This is a genomic window from Erysipelatoclostridium sp. An15 (assembly GCF_002160675.1).
In the GTDB taxonomy this organism is placed as follows: Bacteria; Bacillota_I; Bacilli_A; order Erysipelotrichales; family Coprobacillaceae; genus Thomasclavelia; species Thomasclavelia merdavium.
Window position 1 is genome coordinate 41,345 of record NZ_NFLA01000010.1, and the last position, 24,820, is coordinate 66,164.

23 protein-coding genes are annotated in these 24,820 nt (G+C 28.6%); 2 read left to right on the plus strand and 21 right to left on the minus strand.

The features are described from left to right. Positions 1 to 416 precede the first annotated feature (416 nt). Positions 417 to 1,214 carry a fructose-bisphosphatase class III gene (locus B5E92_RS05225; RefSeq protein WP_087299889.1) on the minus strand — a complete coding sequence of 266 codons (798 nt, stop codon included), beginning with the start codon at positions 1,212 to 1,214 and terminating at the stop codon, positions 417 to 419. A gap of 192 nt (positions 1,215 to 1,406) precedes the next feature. On the opposite strand from B5E92_RS05225, the gene B5E92_RS05230 reads away from it, so the two are divergent. Beyond that, complete coding sequence (locus B5E92_RS05230; RefSeq protein WP_143357568.1) at positions 1,407 to 2,657, plus strand: IS4 family transposase; 1,251 nt, start codon at positions 1,407 to 1,409, stop codon at positions 2,655 to 2,657. Positions 2,658 to 2,863: 206 nt separating this feature from the next. Here the strand turns inward: B5E92_RS05230 and B5E92_RS05235 are convergent, their stop codons facing one another. The 16 genes from B5E92_RS05235 to B5E92_RS05310 form a co-directional block, all read right to left on the minus strand. Continuing rightward, positions 2,864 to 3,847 (minus strand): aldo/keto reductase, encoded by a 984-nt coding sequence (locus tag B5E92_RS05235; RefSeq protein WP_087299891.1) that lies wholly within the window; start codon positions 3,845 to 3,847, stop codon positions 2,864 to 2,866. A 13-nt stretch (positions 3,848 to 3,860) separates the two neighbouring features. Then, on the minus strand, positions 3,861 to 4,436 hold the full coding sequence (locus B5E92_RS05240) for a histidine phosphatase family protein (protein ID WP_087299893.1): 576 nt from the start codon (positions 4,434 to 4,436) through the stop codon (positions 3,861 to 3,863). 131 nt (positions 4,437 to 4,567) lie between these two features. Beyond that, positions 4,568 to 5,764 (minus strand): MFS transporter, encoded by a 1,197-nt coding sequence (locus B5E92_RS05245; protein ID WP_087299895.1) that lies wholly within the window; start codon positions 5,762 to 5,764, stop codon positions 4,568 to 4,570. 92 nt (positions 5,765 to 5,856) lie between these two features. Then, positions 5,857 to 7,257, minus strand: coding sequence for a glycoside hydrolase family 1 protein (locus tag B5E92_RS05250; RefSeq protein WP_087299897.1), 1,401 nt, complete (start codon positions 7,255 to 7,257; stop codon positions 5,857 to 5,859). Positions 7,258 to 7,277: 20 nt separating this feature from the next. Next, positions 7,278 to 9,125, minus strand: a complete 1,848-nt coding sequence (locus B5E92_RS05255) for a beta-glucoside-specific PTS transporter subunit IIABC (RefSeq protein ID WP_087299900.1) — start codon at positions 9,123 to 9,125, stop codon at positions 7,278 to 7,280. Positions 9,126 to 9,387: 262 nt separating this feature from the next. Beyond that, positions 9,388 to 10,275 carry a MurR/RpiR family transcriptional regulator gene (locus B5E92_RS05260; RefSeq protein ID WP_087299902.1) on the minus strand — a complete coding sequence of 296 codons (888 nt, stop codon included), beginning with the start codon at positions 10,273 to 10,275 and terminating at the stop codon, positions 9,388 to 9,390. Between the two features lie 2 nt (positions 10,276 to 10,277). After that, entirely contained in the window at positions 10,278 to 11,024 is a 747-nt protein-coding gene (locus B5E92_RS05265; protein ID WP_087299904.1) for a carboxymuconolactone decarboxylase family protein, read from the minus strand. A 234-nt stretch (positions 11,025 to 11,258) separates the two neighbouring features. Then, positions 11,259 to 11,666 (minus strand): cyclophilin-like fold protein, encoded by a 408-nt coding sequence (locus B5E92_RS05270; RefSeq protein ID WP_087299906.1) that lies wholly within the window; start codon positions 11,664 to 11,666, stop codon positions 11,259 to 11,261. Between the two features lie 13 nt (positions 11,667 to 11,679). Further along, entirely contained in the window at positions 11,680 to 12,852 is a 1,173-nt protein-coding gene (locus B5E92_RS05275; RefSeq protein WP_087299908.1) for an iron-containing alcohol dehydrogenase, read from the minus strand. 9 nt (positions 12,853 to 12,861) lie between these two features. Then, entirely contained in the window at positions 12,862 to 13,395 is a 534-nt protein-coding gene (locus B5E92_RS05280) for a flavodoxin family protein (RefSeq protein ID WP_087299910.1), read from the minus strand. Between the two features lie 125 nt (positions 13,396 to 13,520). Beyond that, a complete protein-coding gene (locus B5E92_RS05285; protein WP_087299912.1) occupies positions 13,521 to 14,171 on the minus strand; it encodes an ABC-2 transporter permease in 651 nt (216 codons plus the stop codon). Position 14,172: 1 nt separating this feature from the next. Continuing rightward, the gene (locus tag B5E92_RS05290) at positions 14,173 to 15,030 is read right to left on the minus strand and encodes an ABC transporter ATP-binding protein (protein ID WP_087299914.1); all 858 of its coding nucleotides are present in this window, start codon (positions 15,028 to 15,030) and stop codon (positions 14,173 to 14,175) included. Positions 15,031 to 15,032: 2 nt separating this feature from the next. Beyond that, the gene (locus tag B5E92_RS05295; protein ID WP_087299916.1) at positions 15,033 to 15,407 is read right to left on the minus strand and encodes a GntR family transcriptional regulator; all 375 of its coding nucleotides are present in this window, start codon (positions 15,405 to 15,407) and stop codon (positions 15,033 to 15,035) included. A 162-nt stretch (positions 15,408 to 15,569) separates the two neighbouring features. Then, the gene (locus B5E92_RS05300; RefSeq protein WP_239404232.1) at positions 15,570 to 16,463 is read right to left on the minus strand and encodes a LysR family transcriptional regulator; all 894 of its coding nucleotides are present in this window, start codon (positions 16,461 to 16,463) and stop codon (positions 15,570 to 15,572) included. Positions 16,464 to 16,637: 174 nt separating this feature from the next. Next, entirely contained in the window at positions 16,638 to 17,189 is a 552-nt protein-coding gene (locus B5E92_RS05305) for a flavodoxin family protein (protein WP_087299920.1), read from the minus strand. 90 nt (positions 17,190 to 17,279) lie between these two features. Continuing rightward, positions 17,280 to 18,461 (minus strand): iron-containing alcohol dehydrogenase, encoded by a 1,182-nt coding sequence (locus tag B5E92_RS05310; RefSeq protein WP_087299922.1) that lies wholly within the window; start codon positions 18,459 to 18,461, stop codon positions 17,280 to 17,282. Between the two features lie 199 nt (positions 18,462 to 18,660). On the opposite strand from B5E92_RS05310, the gene B5E92_RS05315 reads away from it, so the two are divergent. Next, positions 18,661 to 19,266 carry a YitT family protein gene (locus B5E92_RS05315; protein WP_087299924.1) on the plus strand — a complete coding sequence of 202 codons (606 nt, stop codon included), beginning with the start codon at positions 18,661 to 18,663 and terminating at the stop codon, positions 19,264 to 19,266. 28 nt (positions 19,267 to 19,294) lie between these two features. Here B5E92_RS05315 and B5E92_RS05320 read toward each other — a convergent pair whose 3' ends face one another. From B5E92_RS05320 to B5E92_RS05335, 4 genes are all read right to left on the minus strand, one after another. Beyond that, positions 19,295 to 20,389 (minus strand): aldo/keto reductase, encoded by a 1,095-nt coding sequence (locus B5E92_RS05320; protein WP_087299926.1) that lies wholly within the window; start codon positions 20,387 to 20,389, stop codon positions 19,295 to 19,297. Positions 20,390 to 20,427: 38 nt separating this feature from the next. After that, positions 20,428 to 21,030 (minus strand): GNAT family N-acetyltransferase, encoded by a 603-nt coding sequence (locus tag B5E92_RS05325; protein WP_087299928.1) that lies wholly within the window; start codon positions 21,028 to 21,030, stop codon positions 20,428 to 20,430. Between the two features lie 192 nt (positions 21,031 to 21,222). Next, the gene (locus tag B5E92_RS05330; RefSeq protein ID WP_087299930.1) at positions 21,223 to 22,089 is read right to left on the minus strand and encodes an EamA family transporter; all 867 of its coding nucleotides are present in this window, start codon (positions 22,087 to 22,089) and stop codon (positions 21,223 to 21,225) included. A gap of 139 nt (positions 22,090 to 22,228) precedes the next feature. Further along, positions 22,229 to 24,730 (minus strand): FtsX-like permease family protein, encoded by a 2,502-nt coding sequence (locus B5E92_RS05335; protein ID WP_087299933.1) that lies wholly within the window; start codon positions 24,728 to 24,730, stop codon positions 22,229 to 22,231. Positions 24,731 to 24,820 lie beyond the last annotated feature (90 nt).

A 24,820-nucleotide genomic window follows, 5' to 3' on the forward strand; every position in this document is an offset into this window, starting at 1 on the left:
AGTGATGTAGTAAAAAAGTTTTACTCAGTTTGAAGAAGATGTCGGGTGCGCCCGGTTATTATTATGATAACCAGGCGCTTTTTTTGTTTAAGGAGGTAACAAAATGAAAGCAAGTACTAAACTAGCACTCTTACAAACAAGATTAAGAAAACTAGAGGTCAGAAAAAAGAATAATTATGGAGTGCAACAAAAAATACGTTGTTAAATTAATAAATTGCAACAAGAATTAATATAAAATATCATTAAACTATGAATTTAATAACTCATGTGGAGCATAAAAATTATGCTCCTTTTTTATTTGATAGTCTATCAATGAAACTACTAAAAAATAGAACAATGAAACATTTATTTTATCTATAAATAAAAACAGATTACTTAAATTTTTTTCTTGCAATCTGTTTTAAAACATGACTAATTTATTTTTCTTTTATTATACCATTTCGATAAGCAAATAGTAACTCCTTTAAATCTTGTAATTGTCTTGATAATTCCTTTCCCACATCACAATCTCGATTTTTAATTCTAGAATTAGTTTCCATAATTTCTACTTCAGGCGTTAAACACATCAAACCATCTTTAGCCAAATCATGATATGGTAAATGTTTAGCCAACTGCAAATGTTGAGAATCAAAAATTAATGTATATCCAGCGGTACCTGTTTTAGAATGATATGATTTAGAAATGCCACCATCGATGACATATAATCTACCATTAGCCTTAACTGGTTTTTCACCAGCAACTGTTTTTACTGGCATATGTCCATTAATAATATGACCTGTATTACTATCTAAATTAAAACATTTTAAAATCATCTTACAAGTCTGCTCTTGTTCAATCCATTTATAATATGAATCCTTTATTTCATTTATTAGCTTACTTTCTTGAATAAAATACTTTTCAAATAGTGCTAACTTACTTTTTCCAAATAACGGTGAATTCTTGCCACACCATAAATACCACATTAAATCAATTGCATCTTGATTATTTTGATAATACGCAAGATTTATTTTTTCTTCAAATTTATCTAACAGTTCTTTTCCTTGATAATCTTTTCCATCAACATTGACTTTCCGTAATTTTCCAGATTTATCTAATGGAATACAGCCATGAAACAATAAGTTTCCATTTATAATTTTATACATATTTCCATAACGATATAAATATTCAATGTGCTGTTGAAGTCTTTTACTATGAGTAAATGAAGCAGTTAAAATTCAATGTCATTAAGTTAAGATTTTAATGACAATCGATGGTTATATTGCAAATATGCCCTCTCTTTTTTATAAAATTTTTATCATTTTTAAAAGAAAAATATTGACATTGCAACGATAGTGTGCGGCCTATTATCAATTTTTTTATTGATAATAGGCCAATTGTTTATAGGTATATGTCGGAGGTACTTAAACATGAATAGCTATAAACATCTTAAAAACGTTTTATTTCACATTATCAATAATCTTTCGAATGTCTGTTCTATCTTTTGTGTCAATCCTGATACTGATTTCACCAGAAATAGAAAGCTTGATTTCGAAACAATCATGAAAATTATCCTTTGTATGGGTTCTTCTTCTATCAAGGATGAACTTCTTAAATTTAATGATTTTTCTATTGATACCCCTTCTGCTTTTGTTCAAGCCAGAAGCAAGATCAAACCTGAAGCATTCAAGACTTTGTTTGATGCTTTCAATAAAAAAACATTCAAAATAAAATTATTTCATGGCTATAGACTATTGGCAGTTGATGGCTATGAACTGCCTATTGATAATACCATCTTTGACGATGAAACTACTGAATTAAGACATGGCACTCTTGCTAAGGCTTATTCTGCCTTTCATTTAAATGCCAGTTATGATCTATTGGAACTTACATATGATGATATTATCATTCAGGGTGAAGCTAAAAAAGATGAAAATGATGCCTTCTGTCAGCTTGTTGACAGATATGATGGTCATAAAGCTATCTTCATTGCCGATAGAGGCTATGAATCCTACAATGGTTTTGAACATGTTGTTCGATCAGGAAATAAATATCTGATTCGTGTTAAAGATATCTGCTCTCAAACCAGTATCACTCGATCATTAGGTCCATTTCCTGAAGGTGAATTTGATATTGATGTATTTAGAATGTTGACCTTAAAACAAACAAAAACGACCAAAGCTTGTCCTGAAATATATAAAATTGTTACTAAATCAACGAGATTTGATTTTATGAGCAAAGATGATCCATGGTATGAATTCAACTGTCGAGTTGTGAGATTCAAAATTACTGAAGATACCTATGAAACCATTATTACCAATCTAAGCAGAGAAGAATTCTCAATGGAAGAAATCCGTGAAATTTACAATATGCGCTGGGGAGAGGAAACTTCTTTTCGTGAGCTCAAATATGCTATTGGACTCAATACATTACATGCCAAAAAAAGAAAATTGATTCAACAGGAAATCTATGCCCGCATGACCATGTATAATTTCTGTCAAAGAATTGTACAGGAAATAAAAATACCTAAAAAAGATAAAATCAAATATACATATCAGATTAATTTTACAAGAGCAGTACATATTATCAGAGAATTTCTAAGAAAAAAAGGTGGAAAAAATCCACCTGTAGAAAATCTGATAGCTAAAGAAATTCTGCCGATCCGCCCTGGCAGAAAATAAAAGCGACATGTCAAGCCAAAGACTGCCGTATTCTTTAACTATCGTTATAACTAACATAATTTATTATATACCTTGAAAAATGTAGTTTCAAGACTACACTTTTTTAGCTTGAATAAATATTAAAAACCAGGAAAAATATATTTACATATAATTCCTGGCTAAAATTTTATCATCTTAACTTAATGACATTGATTTTAACTACTCCTTTATTTTTGGGCCATCATTCCAACTAGAGCATGTGGTTGATATGGTTCTTCTAGATAAGCTTTTTCTTCATCAGTTAATTCTAATTCAGTTGCTTTTACAGCTCCATCAATATGATGAACTTTTGTTGCACCAACAACTGGTACCGCTACTTTAGACATTAACCACGCAAGTGAAATCTCAGTCATTGTCACACCACGTTTTTTAGCTAACTCATCAACACGATCGATGATGATACGGTCTTGTTTTTCAGTAGCATCATACTTACCTTTTGCATAGCTATCTTCCTGCATTCTTTTTGATTGTTCACCAGGATGTTTAGCTAAACGACCTGAAGCTAGGGCACTATATGGTGTCATTGCAATATTATCTTCATTACATAGTTTTGCCATTTCTCGTTCTTCTTCTCTAAAAATTAAATTATAATGTCCTTGAATAGAGATAAATTCTTCATATCCTTTTGCTCTAGCTAAGGCATTGGCTTTAGCTAATTGATAGGCAAAGCAATTAGAAATACCAATATATCTTACTTTTCCTTCTTGAATTACTTCATGTAATCCTTCTAAATAATCTTCAATTGGCGTATTATAATCCCAAGAATGTAAAATATATAAATCTACATAATCCATACCTAAACGTTTTAAACTGGCTTCTAGACAATTTCTTACATGTTGTTGTCCGGTAATACCATCATCAATTTCTTTTTGAGTTCTAGGTGAAAATTTTGTTGCAATAACTACATCTTCTCTTTTAGCAAAATCTTTAATAGCTCGCCCTAAAAATTCTTCACTAGTTCCTCCTTGATAAGCCATAGCTGTATCAAAGAAATTAATACCATTGTCTAATGCATATTTAATAATTTCTCTTGATTTATCTTCTGGTAAAGTCCATGAATGCATTCCTTTTTGAGCATCTCCAAATCCCATACATCCCAAACAAACTTTTGATACTTTTAAATCACTGTTTCCTAATGTTGTATATTTCATTTTCACTTCCTCCTTAAAATTGATGTCTAATTACATCTTTTAATTTAAACTGATGATTTTCATATTCATAGATAAAGATACAGCAATTTCCAAAACCTTTTTGCAATTGTTCACTATAGTCATCTTCAACACCTCTTAAAAAATTAAAGCAGGCCCCACCATGACTAACCGCTAAGACTGAGTGATGATCTTCTTGTTCCATAATATTTGTAAGGGTTTCAATCATTCTTTCTTTAACGGTTTCTGAAGATTCACCACCAAATTGTAAATAATATGTCTTACATTTTTCCGGATCGTTTTCTGCTAAGAACTCTCCTTCTGCTTCCAAAGTACCATAATTATGCTCTTTTAAACCTTTTAATCTAACATAAGGCATATCACTAACTAATTCTAACGTATCACAACAACGTTCACTAGTTGAACTATAAGCATGATCAAATTGAATATTATTATCTTCAAACCATTTTCTTGCAATTTTGGCTTGTCTAATCCCTTCTTCAGTCAATGGTGAATCACACCAGCCCTGAATCTTTTTTAACACATTAAATAATGTTTGACCATGTCGCATTAGATATAATGTTTTTGCCATCTTTACCATCTCCTTTTTACAACTATTATCTTAGTTCAATCTTTATATAAATACAATTTACTAAAAAATCAGAAAGTCTATATTTTGACTTTTTCATTAAATAGTCTAAAAAAGCTGTTAATTACAACAGCTTATCGTTTAAAATTAGTAACTAAAAGTAACCCAACACATATTACAATCATAATTAAAGCAATTATAAATCCATATAAATATGAACCAAAAAAGTCATAAATATAACCAACCATCGATAAAGAAATAGCGGCTCCTAAATTAGAAGCAAAAGAAATACTTGGGAAAGCTTTAGCATAATTTTCTACTTTGAAAAAATATTTTGTTAGTAATGGTAAACTAACAGCACCAATAGCATAACTTGATCCAAATAAAAATGATCCAATCATTAATAAATAAATATTTGAACCAGCAATTAATAAAACAATACCGATTATAATTGCAAAAATCATAATCAATGTTGCCCTTACAGCACCAAACCAATCACTTAAAACACCTATAATCAATTTAGAAACTACATTTCCTACCATTCCGGCTGAAAGCAGTAAAGCACTTAAAGAAGCACTATAACCTAAAGATTGGCCATAACCTGGAAAATGTTGAGTAAAGCTAGTAATACAACTGCTTAAAAGTCCAAAGATAAAAAAGCTAACAAACGCAACTGTCAAAAAACTAAAAGAGTAACTCTTCTTTACCTCACTTACTTGTTTTTCACTATAACCATATGGTAAATAACCATCTAAACGTGGATCAAGATGAAAAGGATACAAAACTGCTGGTAAACATAGACATAAAATAACTCCAGCCTTTATAAAATACCCTGTTTGCCACCCCATTGTTTCAATAAAATGCGAAAGAACTGGCGAACAAAACGATCCAGCCAAACCGCTAAAACCAAATACAATACTTGTTGCAAGCCCATGATTTTTTTCAAACCATTGATTGATAATTAAAGTTAAAGGAACGATTGAAAAAAAGCTGGTACTTAATCCCCGAATAGCTCCAAGCAAATAAAACATTGGAATTGTTTTAGCAAAAGCCATAGCAGCAGTTGCAATTACCGCAACTAAGACACTCACTGTTAAAATTAGTTTATAAGAATATTTTTCCATCAATTTTGGAATAAAGAAAGCACTGATAGCAGTAACTAAAGAAAATATTGTCATATGCATCGAAAAAGAACCACGTAAAATTCCTAAGCTTTCAGATACTGGTGTATAAAATACACCTGATGAATTAATCGAAATTCCAATCGATGATGCTGCTAAACCACAACATACTAATAAAACTAAAAAATGTTTTGTACTTTTATTACTCATTAATAACACCTCAAATTAATTTTATCTAAAAAAAATGTTTTTTCCAATAAATTAGATTATCTAAGGAAATAACAGCAAGAAAAATCTTGCTGTTAAATAGATTTGGCATTTTCTTTAATAACTTGTTGATACCAGTAAAATGAATCTTTTTTATAACGTTTCATTTCTTTTAAATCATCTTCATCACGATCAACATAAACAAAACCATAACGTTTACCATAACCTTGATGAGTACTTACTAAATCAATAAATGACCATGGACAATATCCAATAATTTCTACTCCATCAGTTAGAGCTAATTTAGTTTGATGGAAATGTCTTTGTAAATAATCGATACGATACTGATCATGAATTTTTCCATCTACTAATTCATCTTTAGCTCCTAAACCATTTTCAGTAATCAATAAAGGTAAATGATAACGATCATAAATTCTTCTAAGGGTTACTCGCATTCCAATAGAATCAACCATCCAGCCAAAATCAGTTATTTCCAAATAATCATTTTTAGCAGCCCGATAAACTCCTTCTTCACCAATCATAATTTGTTGATCACCATTTCTTGGCTGACAATCAGTTCCATCGTTTTTAGCAGCTGCAACAGTAGCTGTAGCATAATAATTAATTCCTAAATAATCTGGTTTTGCTTTAGCTATTACTTCCATATCGCCATCATAGATTTCTGGAGTATAGCCTTTTTCATTCAAATAAGCCCAGACAAGATTATTATAACGACCATGAACGGCAATATCTAAATACAACCAGCAACGAATTGCTTCCCAATTATCAGCAGCAATTACATCTGCAGGATTGCACTTTTCAGGATAGATAGCAGTAATATTTGGAGCTGGTCCAATTTTTCCACCTTCAACCATTTCATGACACAATAATGTCACTCTAGCACTAGCAACAAACATATTATGACATCCTTGATATAGTTCTTTTTTACTTGGAACTTTACCAGGATTCATTGCATTTGGATGATTGATCATAACATTTTGTTCATTAATTGTTAGCCAGTATTTTACTCGATCGCCATAGTTTTCAAATAATATTTTGGCATATTTTACAAAAGCATCAATTGTATTACGATTAGCCCAGCCACCTTTTTTGTGTAACTCTAATGGTAAATCAAAATGATAAATAGTTACAACTGGTTCAATGTGGTATTTAACTAATTCATTAATTAAATTATTATAAAATTCAATCCCTTTTTCATTAACTTCACCATCACCATCTGGAATAATTCGACTCCAGGCAATTGAAAAACGATATGCTTTTAAACCTAATTCAGCCATTAAAGCTACATCTTCTTTATAGCGATGATAATGATCACTAGCTACTTTAAAATCAGTGATTCCTTCAGGAGCTTCATGAACATCCTGAACTGATAGTCCTTTACCATCTTCATTATAAGCACCTTCTACTTGATATGCCGATGTACTAGCTCCCCATAAAAAATTATCAGGAAAATCTTTTAATTCTTTATAAAACATATACCTCATCCTTTCTTTTTTTATTCTACTTTTAAAATAACATCTTGATAATTTACATCTTTTTTATCACTTAATGTAATTGATTGATAACTTGCACTATTAGTAATAATTACTGGTACTTGTGTCAAATACCCTTCAGCTTCAATCTTTTTAATATCAGCTTCAATTAATAAATCTCCTTGATTTACTCTTTGCCCTTGTTCTACAAAAGCTGTAAAGTGTTTACCATCTAAATTAACAGTATCAATACCAAAATGAATTAATAATTCTATTCCATCATCTGATAAAATCCCAATTGCATGTTTTGTTGGGAAAAGTGTAACAATTTGACCATCAAATGGTGCATATACTTTTCCATCATCTGGTTGAATCATTGCTCCATCACCTAACATTTTAGAAGCAAATGCTTCATCTTTAGCTTCAGTTAATGGATATAATTTACCATGTAGTGGTGAAAGAATTTCACCTTTATTAACTTGTACTTTTTCAATTGTTTTTGTTTCCGGTTCTTTTTCGAATTTTAAACTTAAGATGTAAGTTACCACTGCTGTAACTACAAAACTAATAATTAAAGCAATTAATATGTTATAAAAATAAGTCATTGTATTATCGCCAATATATAAGAATACTGCTGGTAAACCAGAAGATCCAGTCGCAAAACGATGAGTATGAGTAAGTCCTGCATATAATCCCCCAGCTGCTCCACCAATCATTGCTGCAACTAATGGATATTTTTTTGGTAAATTAACTCCGTATAAAGTTGGTTCTGTAATTCCCATATAAGCTGTAATTGATCCAGAAGTAGCAATTTGTCTTGTTTTTTTATCTTTAGTTTTAATTGCAACGACTGCTGAAGCTGTTGCTTGAGCAATATTAGAACAAACACAACCTGGTCCAAAAATACTGTCATATCCAAGTTCACCCATTTGCATAACCCCTAATGGCGCAACTCCATTGTGTAATCCAAACATAACCATAATTGGTAAAAAACCACCAATTAAAACAGCTGGTGCCCAAGCTGCAGTAGTACTCAAGAAAGTAAAGAAATCAGCAAGATAGTTACCTAAAATACTTCCAATTGGACCTAAAACAGCTAAAGCAAGTGGTCCCATAATTAAAAATGTTAACATTGGTACAAACACTAATTTCACTGCTTGAGGAATCCATTTTTCTAAAAATCTTTCAACATATGATTGAACTAATACTACAATAATAATTGGAATTACTGTTGAAGTATAAGTAGTAAGCGTAAATGGAATAATTCCAAAAAACTCTACTGGATCACCTGCAGTTACTAAGGCATTCCAGTTGGGATGCATCATTATCCCGGCTATTGAAGCTGCTAAAATTGGATTACAACGTAATTTTTGAGCTTCAGTAAACGCTAACATCATTGGTAAAAAATAAAATACTGCATCAGCAAAGAAATTTAAAATATAATATGTCTGTGATTCTGCAGAAATCATTTCAAAAGTTACTAGTAAAGCTAAAACTGCTTTAACCATCCCTGCTCCAGATAAAGCTGGAATAATTGGTTGAAATGTTCCAGAAACAAAATCAATTACTGTAGAAACAATCCCCTTTTTTTCTGTAGTTTCTACTGCTTTGCCTTCTAAAGGACCTACAATTTTTTCTACTTCTTCAAAAACATCTTTGACATGAGTTCCAATTACTACTTGGAAAACCCCGCCACTAATCAAACAGCGAGCTACTTCATCCATAGCATTTAAAGCATCTTGATCAGCTATACTTTCATCTTTTAGTTTAAATCGTAATCTTGTTTGACAATGATAAACATGATTTACATTATCTTTTCCCCCAACTAATTTGACAATTTGTTGAGCCAGACTTTCATATTGTTTACTCATAATTTTCTCCTTATTTTTTAATAAGGTCTTTATAAAACGCGCATTTTGTAACAACCTTTTTTGTTTACAAGAACACTTTAGCATTGTAAAAATAGATAAACAACGTAATTCCCATAACTTTTTAAAGTCAAAATTTTATTTCATCATTTAACAATATTTATGACCATTTTGGTGAAATTAAATGAAATAAAATCCATATTCCCTATAAATATCAATAATATTTTTTTAGAAGAAAAGATCATCAAATTACTTGATGATCCAACTATTCTTCTTTTAATTGTTTTAATGTAGCATTTCTTTGCTGCTCTAATACTTTAGAATTTTCAATTTTATAAACAAGATTTTGATGATAATGCTTTTTAAAATAACAAGCAAAAATAACATTAAATATTAATAACAATGATTGTTCAGTTGCAAAAGTAGAAATTTTACTATATAAACGTTCTCGCGCTGATATTTCAAAAATACAATCTATATTTTGTTGCAAATAATTATTACCACCACTAGTCATAGCGATCATTGGAACATTTTGCTTTTTTAATATTTCTACCTGGGCCATCGGATCTTTATTGACATTATCCCCTGAATAAGATACTAAAATAGCACAATCATCTTTAGTAAGTGTCCTTGCTAGCATCCCAAATTCACCATAACCAGCAATATGAATATGCAATCCGATGCTTAAAAACTTCCATCTTAAACTTTCAGCATAATAAGAATTAGGACGCATTCCAAAAAGAATAATATTTTTAGCTTTCGATAATCGGATTACTGCTAATTCCAGCATCTTTTCTTGAATTAAATTAGCTGTATCCATAATACTTTCAATTTGTAACTGGGCCATATTATCAATAACTTTTTTATAATCATCACTTTCAACAAAAGGAAAATTTACATCAATAGTACTTTTATTACTTTCCTGATACTTTATTTCCTCCATTAAGACCCGATTAAAATCCTTCCAGCCTTTAAACCCCAAAGTTTTCGCAAATCTTACTAAGGTAGATTTAGAAGTATAAGTAAAACGAGCAATATCATCCATTGTATATCGATATAGATGATTTTTTTCATTTAATAAAAACTCGGCAATTACTGCTCTAGCATCATGATATTGAATCATGACTTCTTCAATTCTTTGAAATAAATACATAACTACTCAGCCAATTCCTTAATAGCATTAAAAGCATTGAAAATACATGGAAAACCTAAATATGGTAAACATTGAATCAAAGCTGCATATAAAATATCTAAAGAATTACCAACTTTTAAATTTCCTAAAGCATGAGAGTATAATTGTCCTGTAGCATTTAAAGCCGTTAAAACACAAAAAATAAGTAATTCTCTAGTTTTAATATCCATAGCTTTTCGACTATAACAATCTCCAAAACACCATTCCGTTAAAAATTTTGGTAATGCATTAGCAATTTCTTCTGGTAAATATTGATAATGTTCTTTGATTTCATCACCATATAATTCTTTTTGAATTTTTAATCCTTGTTCATATCTTTGATCATCAGCGAAATCGCATTGATTTTCTAATGGTAATGTAATATTTCTTTGATTAAATACTTCATTTACTACACTAATTGCATTTAAAGTTTTAGGATAGCCTATAAATGGTGCACACTGATAAATAGCTTCTTTTAATTCTAATGGGGAAACTTCAACATTTAATGCAGCATTTACATGGGCTTTTAATTGTGGTAATGTTTGCAGTACTGTTAAAATTGTACAAGTTATCAACTCTCTTTGTTTATCAGTTAAGTTACCAGTATAGAATACTTCTCCAAAAATAAACCGTTGTAATTGACTCATTAATTCAGGATCATTGGGATCTAATTTTTGTTCTGTTTTAAATAACTGTTCATATTTTTCTTTGCTCCGTTCAATTCTACTCATAACATTTTCTCCTTCTATAATAATATAATCTTATCTTTATTATAGCATTACTTTGATTTTTAATTTAATGATGTTAAAAAAAAATCTATTAATAATTACAAATAGTTATCAATTATTAATAGATTAATAAAATATATTTTATTGTTCAACACTGATTTGAACACTTGATCCTTGATCTAGTTCTTCAAGATATTCTAATCCTTCAACAACTTTACCTAGTGGGGCTAAATTATTTTATTCTTGGAAATCTTGATAAAAGAAACAAATATTACCCCATGGAATATAATAGGCTAGTGTTCCTTGGACCGGTAAACAGCTTGTAGATACGTCACTAGTATCTAAATCTTCATCCAAATAACAAATTTTTTCAGTACCGTTAAAATCTTCAAATTGAACATCTAGCGGTAATCTAGAAACTAAATCTCTTGTAGCAGAATTATCGTCTAATTCAACAACAATTTCTCTATTATCAAACTGTAATTTAATAGTTGTCATTGTTTTTGTCTCCTCACTTTCTTTAACAGATGATTCTTGAACTTCATTATTTGAATCACCGTTATTTTGTTGATTAGTTGAAGTTTGACAGCCATTTAACAATAATACACAAATAATCAATAATACTTTAGCTGCTTTTTTTAGCATTATAACACCTCTTTTAACGATAAGCTTGTTTTAAAATCTTTAAACAATCTTCATCTGATAATAAATATCGATCATTTACAAAGTTACCAGGCATTGCTCGACGGGCTTTAGCGATAATCAAAGGGAACTCATCTTCACTTATCAAATAATCAGACATTTTTAAATTATCAACATGACATTTTTGATGAATATTTTTGATTGCTTTAATAAAATCATCAGGACTATTAGCATCTACTGCTCCTAACAATCTAGCCATTTCAACAAATACTTCATCACAAATATGCAAATCAATAAAAAACTGAAAATAAGCAATTGAAAGAATTATTAAACCTGCTCCGTGTTCTAAATCAGGATGTAATGCTGACATAGCACATTCTAGAGCATGCATTGATGTAGTACCACTTAAATTAATTACAATTCCTGATAAATAACTTGAAATAGCCATTTTTTCTCGAGCTTCTTGATCATCACCATTTTTAACTGCTTTACTTAAATTATTACCAGCTAATTTAACTACTGTTTTTGCAATATTTGTAGCATCGCTATTTTCATTTTTATTTATTAGGTTTTCCATGCTATGGGTTAAGGCATCCCAACCTTGATAAGCAGTAAGCTTTGATGGCAAGGTATACGTCAAAGTTGGATCAATGACTGTAATAGCAGGAAATAATCGTTCATCTTTAAATGCTACTTTTTCTTGTAATGGTAAATAAGTAAATGCTCCAGCACAATCAACTTCAGAACCAGTTCCCGCTGTCGTTGGGATAGCAATAATAGCGATAGGGTCATTAATAACTGTTTTAGGCTTTTTATCTGTACATGTATAATCCCATATCGAACCACCATTAGTTAAAACAATAGCTATCATTTTAGCACTATCAATAACACTACCACCACCTAAAGCAATAATAAAATCTACTTGTTTTTCCTTAGCAAATTTTGCTCCATTATCAATTTCATCAGAAGTAGGATTAGCACTAATTTGATTATAGATTACAAAATCAACTTGAGCTAAATTCAACTCATTACACAACTGATCTAAATAGCCATATTTTTTCATCGAATTACCATTAGTAATTAGTACCAAAGCTCGTTTACCCGATAATTTTTCTTGATGTAAAGTTTTTAATTTTTCAGCTCCAAATAATATCTTAGTTGGAAAAAAAGCATTATCTTCAACGTCCATTTTCCCACCTCAAATCTTTTTACCTAATTGATAAGCTTGTTTTAAATAAACAGTATTTCTAGTCATAGAAACTGTTCCACAACCTAATCCAAGAATTTCCCCTTGATTATCAAAATCTAAATAATTACAAATCGTACGATAATGTGCCAATAAATCATCCATAGTATCATCTGCTTGATTCCAAGCAGCAGCAATTAAAACACTTTTAATTGGTTTACTTGTTAAACGACCATTAAAACTATAAAAACGATCAATAACTAATTTTAATTGAGCTGACATTCCAAAATAATATAATGGAGTAACAAATACTAACATATCACTTTCTAAAATCTTCTCTTTTAAACTAGCCATATCATCTTTTTGGATACATGGTCCATTCATTCCACAATGATCACAGCCAAGACATGGCTTGATATTTGCATGAGCAACATCAAACTCTTCAATTTGATGATTATTTTCTTTAGCACCTTTAATAAATTCATCAGCTAACAAGTTAGAAGAACCATTTTTATGTGGACTTCCTTTTAAAACTAATATTTTCATTTTATACCTCCAACAAAAATCTTTTTTCTACTATCATTTTAACTAGCAATTATCAAAATTGTCTAATACTTATTATTTATTGTCTGCCATACCTTTTAGGTATAAAAAAAGTACACCGAAGTGTACTATGAATGTTTTCTATTATATATTTTTACACAAATAAAATAACTAATAATATTTAAAACAATTGCAACAATTAGACTTAGTATTAAAATTACTCCAATATCTAATGATAATAATTTACTTAAATCAAAATTTAAATTAAACATAACATATCCAAAGGCAAATATGGCAACTAATACTGCATAAACAACAGCTCCTTTTTTATTATCAAGCAAGAAAAAACCAACGCCATTAATTGCATTCATTATTAATGCAATAATAAATCCAATAAACAAAACTAGCAATCCTGTTTTTAAATCAACTGTTTGATAAATAAAAACATAAACAATAGTAATTAACAAACTCAATAAAAGATTAGTAATTAAAGTTAACAATAATGATGATAATAATTTTGCTTTCACTATTTCTTGTCTAGTTATTGGAAATGTTAACAAAATTTGATCAAATTTAGAAATTTCATCCTGCTCCATTGATGATTGAAGAGTAGAGGCTCCCATCATTGGTAAAGTTATTCCTACTATTAAAACAAAAGCATATAAATTATCTATTAAAGATACTACTAATAAAATAACTGATAATGAAAATATCATCCCAATGATATTCTTTTTTAGACAGAATGTTTCATAATAATCTTTAATAACTATTCCTAACATATTATTTCACTCCTTTAACATAAAACAACATTAATTCTTCAACTGTTGGTCTTTTAATATCAAGATCAGTAAAAATATTTAAAATATCCTGACGATTATTTATTAATATCGAGCAACTATAAGGTTGTTTTATATAGGCAATAATATCTTCTGTATTTAATGATTTTAATAAACTTTCACCACCATTAATGATGCCATAATTTTCATTAATTTCCTCATATGATTTTAAAAACTGTAATTTACCTTGATGAATATAGGCAATATAATCTGCAATTTTATCTAAATCACTAGTAATATGAGATGAAATTAAAACTGTATGTTCTTCATCTTCAGTAAATTCACGAATTAATCCCAAAATATCATCACGAACAATTGGATCTAAGCCACTAGTAGCTTCATCTAAAATTAATATTTTAGCGTTATGACTAAAAGCTATCGCAAATTCTAATTTCATTTTCATTCCTCGAGAAAAGGATTTTAATTTCTTTTTTAGTGGTAAATCAAACTTATCTAAATATTGATAATATTTATCCATATCCCACTGTTTATACATCTTACTTAGTAATAAACCTATAAATTTCGGTGTAAACTCTAAATTATAATGAGTAGTATCAAAAATAACCGCAATTTGTTCCTTAATTTCTTTCTCATTATCTTTAAAATCTTTTTCAAAATATTGTAACTTATCATAATGAGAATCAATTACTCCTAAAATTGCATTGATAAATGTTGACTTCCTAGCACCATTTTCACCAATCAAACCAATAATACTTCCTGAAGGAACTTTTAATGAAATATCTTTTAATTTAAAATCACGATATTCTTTAGATATATTTTCCACCTCAATAGCGTATTCCATAACTACATCTCCTTAAATATCAATTGCAGTGTTTGCAATAATTCTTCAACAGTAATTCCGTTTTGTTTTGCTAGTTCACAAGCATCACTAAGCAGCTTTTCAATTCGCCGTCGATTTTCTTCGATAATAAAATCTTTATTTTGTATCGAAACAAATGCCCCTTTAGCTGGTACAATATCTATAAAACCATCTTTGGACAACTCTTCATAAGCTCGTTGAGTTGTTATAATACTAACGTGTAGATCCTTAGCCAACTTGCGCATTGAAGGTAGAGGATCATTGGCCTTTAGTTCTCCTTTCATGATATGCTCTTTAATCTGTAAAGCAATTTGTTCATAAATAGGTTTAGAACTAGCATTACTTAAAATAATTTCCATGAATATTCACCTCGTAACATAATATACTGTATATATCTTACATATACAGTATAACTAATAACGTTAATACTGTTAATATACAATATATACAGTTTTGTTAAAAAAATACAACGAAATTATTCGTTGTATCTACAATATAAACTATATCTCTATAATCAATGATTATTCTTGATGACTAATCTTAAATTTTTTTCGCATCATATCTGCAAATTCTTCAATATAATAAGTAGATTTTTCTTTCTTCCAAAAAGCGCAATAATTTCTTTGAATCAATTTTTGATTCCGATATAAAGGAATAGTTTTAATTCCTTCTTTTTCATTCTTAGGCATTTTTACATGTTCAATTGGCATAATACCCCGATTCATCATTACCATTAATCTACCTTCATCAATATCATTTGCAAATAAATACTTGCATTTTAATCCAATTATATTTTCATAAAATTCTTGTTCAATTGCTTGTTGTTCTGGAGTCGCTACTAAAATACAATTTTCTTTTCTTAAATCTTTTACATCTAAAATATCTTCCTTACTCAAAGGATTATTAAGTGATACCTCCACACAACAATCCATATGCAATAAATGATAATTAATAAAATCATCATGAAAAGAACGACGTTGATCACTTATTGCTAGATCAACTGTTTCATCCATCAAATGCTTATACAACTCCTCATGATTTCCTTTAATAATATTAATTGTAACGTCTGGATATAATGAAGCAAAATCCAATACAGCATCTTTAAACTCTTTACCTTCATACCCTCTTAAATACCCTACTTTTAAAATATTTTCATCTTCTTCTAATTCCCTGGTTTTTTTACATAGCTCATCAACATCTTGTAATATTTCCTGACAATGCTGATAAAAATATTCACCAGCAGGTGTTAATGAAAAAGATTTTCTTTTTCTAATCAATAATTTAGCTCCTAATTCTTCTTCTAAAGCCTTAATTTGCTGGGATATTGCTGATTGTGAAATATAATATAATTCTGCTGCTCTAGTAAAACTTTGAGTATCAACAACAGCGATAAAATACTGCATTTGTTTAAACATTATTATCCCCCTTACATTAGATAAAAGTTATATTTATATTGTACAAAAAAATTTTAATAATTAAAAGTTCAAGTAAAATATAAACTAGAATGTATTTAAACATTCTAGTCCATATTCATTAATATTTAAATTTATTTGTAATTTAACCAAGATTACTAATAACCTTTTTAAACTTTAAACAGCTTTTCCCATTTCATAGGCCTGATTAAATGCAACATGCTTTTTAGCATCACCTAACAAGAAAGCACCTGTTCCATAAATAATTCCTTTTTCATCAACCGTTCTTAGTACTTTGATAAATCCTCGTAACGATTCAATAGTTCCTATCATTTGATCATGATCTGGTGAACCACTTGTAATCAAATAATAAACATCTTTTCGTTTTTTAGCATTTCTAATTTCATATTCACGAGCAAACATTCGATCAATCAATAACTTCATTTGTGAAGAAATACTATAAAAATATACTGGCGATGCTAATAACCAGATATCAGCATCAATCATCTTTTGAATTACTTGATTACTATCATCTTTTCTTATGCATTGATTATCATGATGACGACAATATTCACAGGCAAGACATGGTAAAATATTATAATCATTTAAATTTATCTTTTCAACTTCTACACCAGCCTCCATTGCTCCTTTTGCAAATTGCTGACAAAATATTTCACTATTACCTTTTCTTCTAGGACTAGAAGAAATAATTAAACATTTTCTACTCATAACTATCTCCTATATATATTAAAATTTTTCTCAATAATAAGTAAAACTAATAAAAAAGAAACTATCAAATGATAATTTCTCTTTTATTATTTACAGACACATTTTATAAATATTTAAACAATCTTCTTGGGTTAATGGTCGATATGCTAGTGGTAATGAATCTTTACCATAGCAGGCTTTTACTTTCATTTCATCAAATTTACTATCATCAATACCTATTTCAGATAGATATATTGGTAATCCAAGTTCATTTTTAATAAAAGTTTGTAAAGCTTCAATAGTTTTATAAGCTACTGCCTTTTTATCATTACCATCATCTACATTCATAACATTTACTCCAAAACGAGCAAAATCATCAGCCACACTATCATCTCGATCCAATAAATATTTCATCCATTTTGGCATAATAATCGCTAATCCTAATCCATGAGTTAAATCATATGATGAAGAAAATTGTTCTAATGCATGTAATGATGGCTGAGTTTTAAATCCTGAAGTACAAAAACTATTTAAAGCCCAGCTTGCTGCCCATAACATTGTTGATCGAGCTTCGTAATTTTCAGGTTCTTTAATTGCAATCGGTAATTGAGTCTTAACTGTTTTTAATAATGTTTCAACTACATTAAATTGTAATGGATACTTTAAAGCATTTACAAAATAATTCATATCAAATAAATGAGCCATAATATCAAAACCACCACATGCAGTTTGTCTAGCTGGAACTGTAAATGTATTTGTTGGATCTAGAAAAGCTGCTTTAGGTCTGATTGTTTCACCATTAATACCACTTTTAACCCCTTTATCAACGTTAGCGATAACGCATGATTTATCCATTTCGCTACCAGTTGAGGCAATTGTCGGCATTGCAATAACTGCCAAAGCATCATGCCAGCTAACTTTTCCTTCAACTAAATCCCAAATATTATCAGTATCAGATAAAGATGTTGCTGCAATCGATTTACAACAATCAATCGTAGAACCACCTCCAATAGCCAAAACAGTTTGAATCCCATGTTTTTTACATAAAGCTACTCCTTTATTAACTGTTGTATGGCGAGGATTAGGTTCAACTGCTCCTAGTTCATAAACTTTAATATTATTTAATTCTAATTCTTCAATAACTTTACTATATAAAGGAGAATTTTTAATAAAATTTCCTCCGTGAGCTACTAATACTTTATCTCCATATTTTAAAACTTCTTCATGTAAGTGTTGTAATTGGTTTTTTCCAAAATAAACTTTTGTTGTGTTTTGAAATTGAAAATCGTTCATTTTATTTTCCTTCCTTTCTTTAACTATATTTTAATTAGAAATATAATTATCTTCAATATAACCTTCTAATCAAATAGATAAGTAAAACTTATTAAACTATTAATACCTTTGATAACTTTTTGTTTTGATATGATGAAAATTAGGAATTATATTTTTGAAAATATTTGATGTACAATAATAGACAAATTAGGAGGGAGTTATGAAACGAGGAATTTATTATATTATTGGCTTAAATCTAATTGCTTTTGCAGTTGTGTTAAATATTCGTTATGGACTAGGTGTTGCTGCTTTTAGTTCGGTCATGTATGCTATTTCAGAAATATATTATATTTCATTAGGAACAGCATCAATTATTTGTTATTTATTATTTGTTTTAATACAATGTATTTTATCAAAAAGAATTACTCTAGCTTATACTTTAGAAATACCATTATCATTTGCATTTGGATGGCTAATTGATTTATATGATTATATTATTCCCGAGTTAAATTTTAATATCATTATTATTTTTATATGTTTTGTTTTAACAATGTTTATTACAGCTATGGGAGTCTATTTATGTGTAAAGACTGATGTTGTTTTAACACCTACTGATGGAATAGTTAAGACTATATCAGATGTTTTTTCAATTCCGTTTTCAACAGTAAAAAATACATTTGATATTTCTTTAGTGTTAATAACGGTTTTATTATGTATAATTAATAATACTACACTTTATGGTATTGGAATTGGTACTATTTTAACTGCATTATTTATTGGCAGAATTATAAAAATTTATGAAAAATATTATCAGCTTAATTTTTAAAAATAAGAGATGATTTCACTATTATCTCTTATTTACCAAAGTATTGACTTATTTCTTTCATTCTTTTCATTTGATCAACTTTAAAAGGACAACGGTGATTGCAATGTCCACATTGAATACAGTCACTTGCTGTTTTTTCTAAGTGATTATAATGATCTTTTGCTAATGTATCACCTAATAGTGATAAATCATAATATTTATTTATTAAAGCAATGTCTAAGCCACAAGGACAAGGATGACAATGTTTGCAATAAACACATTTTCCCATATGTTCAATTTCATCGAACTGAGCAATTATTGAATAATCCTTTTCTTCATCAGTAGCCTGATTATATTTTAAAATATCTTTTAAATCTTCACGATTTCTAATTCCAGGCAATACTGTTACAACTGCTGGTTTATCTAAAGCATATTGAATACATTGACTATGTGTTAAAGCGTGCTTAAATAGTGATTTATCTTTATCCAGCAATTGACCAGCACTAAAGGCTTTCATTACTGAAATAGCAACTCCTTCTTTTTCACAACGTTGATAAAGTGCCATTCGTTCATCATTTTTACCAATTGCATAACTACCATGATTATTATCATAAGCAGGATTAATACTAAACATTACCATATCAAGGATATTCATATCTAATACTTGATTAACTAGAGCAGGTGTATGTGATGATAAACCGATATGACGAATAACTCCTTTTTCTTTTAAATCAAGTAAGTAATCAATAACCCCAGCTTCTTTTACTGCCTTTAAATCAGCTGGTTCATCTAGACAATGAATAAATCCAAAATCAATATAATCTGTTTGTAACTTTTCTAATTGCCACTTAATAGACTCTTTAATTTTATTTAGATTAGTAGTCCAGCCATATGCTCCTGTTTCATAATTAGCACCAAAATGAATTTGTAAATAAACTTGATCTCGTTTGCCTTTAATTGCTTTTCCAAATGCTTCAAAAGTATTAGCATGACCAGAGGCTAAATCAAAATAATTAATGCCATTTTCAATTGCCATTTGAACAGTAGCAATAATTTCTTCTTCACTAGCTTCACCAATTGCACTTGTTCCAAAACCTAATACACTTATTTCTTCATTTCCATGCGGTAATTTTCTATATTCCATAATTTCCTCCACTTATAATAGTATATTTAATTCAAAATTTAATTTTTACCATATAAATATATTTCAAAATCATCTTGTTTTCTTGGTTTCAATGAACCCATTTTTTTCATTCCTAAATGATCATAGTAGCAATAATTACAACTAGTATCTGTATATAAATAATAACTACTATGTGCTTCTTTTTCAAAAATACTACCAGCAAGTTTAAATAATTCAGTGCCTATTCCCTTTCTCTGATAACGTCGATCAACTGCAAATAAAACTATTTCATTAGCAAATTTAATAGCACTGTTTTTGTATAAAAATAAACAATTTTGCTTATAATCAATAATCATTTTTTGATAATCTTTAACCTTTGTTTCATTTTCATCAATTTTCAACAAATATTGTTGATACTTTTTAGGTATTGTAATTTTATTTTTTAAATAAAGTGACAATACTAATAGTCCAATAACTTTATCATGATCAATAGCTACATATATATCACTAGCATCCTTTAAAACATGATATAAATATTGCTTTGAAAATATAATTCCTTGTTTATAATCTTTACACATCTTATCTAATTGCCATGTATCACAAATAATTGATACTATTTCATCAATATCATCCCATTGAAATAAACGATAACTAATTTCCATTTTTCACCTCGATAATAAATCCTACATACTATATTTTATAGCGCTAGCAAGCTTTAAGCAAATGCTTATCTTAAAGACTAAATCATGCCTTATAAGCATGATTAATAAAAAACAATCCCGTTATGAAATAATATGCTATTTAAACATCTAAATAACAGCATTATTTCACTATTTGGATTGTTTTTAAATATATTATAGTAAGGCCATTGCTATAGTACCAAGCATCAAAAGCAATAAACCAACAATTTGTTTTTTACTTAACCTTTCTTTAAATACAATATAAGAAAATAAAACAGTTACTAAAACACTTAATTTATCTATCGGTGCTACAACACTAGCTGGTCCTAGTTGCAAAGCACGATAATAACATAGCCATGAAGCTCCTGTTGCTAGTCCAGACAGACATATAAATATCAATTCTTTTTTTGAAATAGTATGAATTTCTTTTTGTTTGCCAGTTACAAAAACCATCAGCCAGGCCATAACAAGAACTACACTAGTTCTTATTGCCGTTCCAAGATTAGACTCTACATTTGCAATACCTATTTTTCCTAAAATAGCAGTCATACTCGCAAAAAAAGCCGAACCAATTGCAAATAATAACCAGCTTTGATTATTTTTGGAATTTGTCTTTACTAAATCTTTCTTTTCAATCATTAACAAAATACCAGCCGTAATTATTATAATTGCAATTACTTTATAGATATTAATACCCTCGTGTAAAAAAATCAGAGCCAAAATAATCGTCAAGACAGTACTTGATTTATCAATTGGTACAACTTTATTAATATCTCCTATTTGTAAGGCATGAAAATAACATAACCACGACGCTCCGGTTGCCAGTCCTGATAAAACTAAAAATAATAAAGTTGGCCCATCAATTGATGTTATCTGGTTTTGAGAACCAATTAAAAATACAATCAACCATGAAAATAATAATACTACAATCGTTCTTATAGCTGTAGCAACGGTCGAATCAGTCTTTTTAATGCCGCACTTGGCTAAAATTGAAGTAATTCCAGCAAAAAATGCTGAACCAGTCGCATATAAAAGCCACATATTACCACCTCTTTTTTCTTTAATTAGTATACAAAAAAATATATAGTATTGATATCATCTTTTCTTAATTTTTAAAAATTTTCATATCAAAACAAAAGAGAAACCTAATTAAATTTAGATTTCTCAACTGATAAAATACCTAAATATCATTACCCTTGATTTTTTCTATTATACTTTTCTTTTTAATCATTTGATATAAAAGTAATGTTGCTAATAATGCAATTATTACTACTAAAACTGCCATAAATAACATTGTATAATATGAAGGTTTAAAAATATTTAAATATGTATATTGATAATAGAATAGTATTCCTTCAATAAATATTATCATTGGTATCGATATAACTAAAGCAATTATTACTAAGCATAGATTTTCAAAAAATATCATCTTCTTTAAATCATGATTTTTGATACCTAATGATTGTAAAATAGCATAATCATTTTGTCTTTCATAAGCATTGAAAACAATAATGATTGCTAGATTAATGATACAAACAGTAAAAGATAAATAAGTAATTATTTTAGTATAGGCATTGTTTAAAAGACTATATTCGTCTTGTTCATTATTTTCTATTGTTTTTAAATAGTTATTAACGAATTTATCATTAATTATTTCTTCTTTTAAACCTGCATGATCATCTGTTTTAATTTTAAAGTTAATAGTACTGTTATTATTACTTATATGCTGCATTTCATCATATCGTGATAAATAATAATCATATGGTGCTACCATCATTAAATTTAATCTTTCATCACCTTCAATGTCTGAAAGTAAATTTTCATAATTATTTGAAATATTAAAACTATCAAGTTCATAGATTCCATCAGCTGTTGCCATAAATTCTATTTCTTCTTTTTCCCAGGTCATTTCTGGCTCTTTAATTGTATATGTATTAACCATAGTTATTGGAATTTTACCATTTTTAAAAATTTGAATATTTTGATTTTTCCTAACACCTGTTGATTGGACTTTTTTATTTAGTATAACTGGCTGTATCTGTCCAGTAACTTCTTTCATAACGTCTTGTTCAACTCCAAAAAAGTATATATTGATAGTACTAATTTCTGGTGTACCATATATTGAAAGATATTCATCTGTAAACTGATTTAAAGAAATAGAGCCAATATTTCCAAAATTAAAATCAGCTACAAAAGCAGTTTCTTTTTGCGGTTCTTTTTCTTTAAGTGTTTTTATTAGCTTATTGAAATTATTTTTTTCCTGATATAAATCATATATTTCACATCTTAAATATAAACTATCTTTTTCTACCGTTTCTTCAATATATTGATCATTTATACTGGCTCGATAACTATTAATATTTAAAAATACGATACAAAAAATTAAAGTCATCAAAATCGAAAAATATTTTTTCTTATTCATTTTCATATACCTGATTGCAAGTGTCACAAAAACATATCTACAATCTAATAAAATAGATCTGGATTTCTTTTTATATCCATCCATTTGCCATTTCAAAGATTTAAATAAATCAATAATATTAATTCTTTTAATTTCTTTTAAAGCGGTTAAACTAGCAAATAATAAAATAATAACAATTACTAAAGCAATCAAAATATTAATAGACGGTACTGACATAAATGGATTAGGGCGCATATTAAACTCTGTTTTCAAAGCATTATTAATTGCTGTATCATGTAACCATTTCATTACAAAATTACTTGTAATCATTCCTACTGTAATTGCAATAAAAGAATATATCAGTACTTCTATAATTGCTAATAACTTCAGATCATTTTTTGAAGCACCTACGCTCGACAATATACCAAAATAGCGACACCTTTTTTTAAAGCTGATAGCAAAAATGTTTTTTAATGTAAAATACATTAAAACAAGCAGTACTATAAAAATAACAATATCATTTTTATTGATACTGTTTAATGAATACATTTTTCCTCCAGTATAAACATCAATAATCCTTTCACTATTCATACTAGCCCCAGTTTCATCATTCATAACCAGCATTTTAATTTTATCCAGTTGTTCATTTGAAATAATATCAGTTTTTACATATATATTATAATTTTCAGATTTTTTTGAAGAATGTAAGATAAACTTATCATTAACAGTTCCATCTTGAGCATTTATCGATCCAGTAAATTGAATAATACCACTAACTCTCATTGTTTTAAAAAAAGTTTTTTGAGGATTATCAGGATCAGTAAATTCCATAGTTATCGTATCACCAACATCTACAGAAGCCTTTTTTTCATATTCCCTGGTAATCAAAATTTCATCTTGATTTTTTGGATAATCACCCTTATAAAGATATTCTGGTATCAAATTAAAATTTGAGTATGTTGTCAATTCAACCTTATATCGACTATCAACATCCCCAATACCAATAATGCTTGTAATAGTTGTTTCTTTTACATCAACAATATCATCAATTTTTGCAGTAATCTCATCTGATTTAGATGTATATGAAAATAACCAGTCGCCTAACCCGCACCTATTACTATAATAATCCATATAGGCATCGGTTACCATGTTATTAGCTGTTGCATAAATTAAAAATACACATATTATAACAGTACATAATGTAAGCAATGATCGAATCTTGTCTTTTTTTATAAACTGTATGCTTATTTTTATTAAAAATCTTAATTTCTCAAGTTTCATATTCTCTTAGCTTTCCCTGCTCTAAGACATAAATTCGATCACAGTTTTTAGCAAGTTCTAAATCATGTGTTACCATGATTATCGTTATAT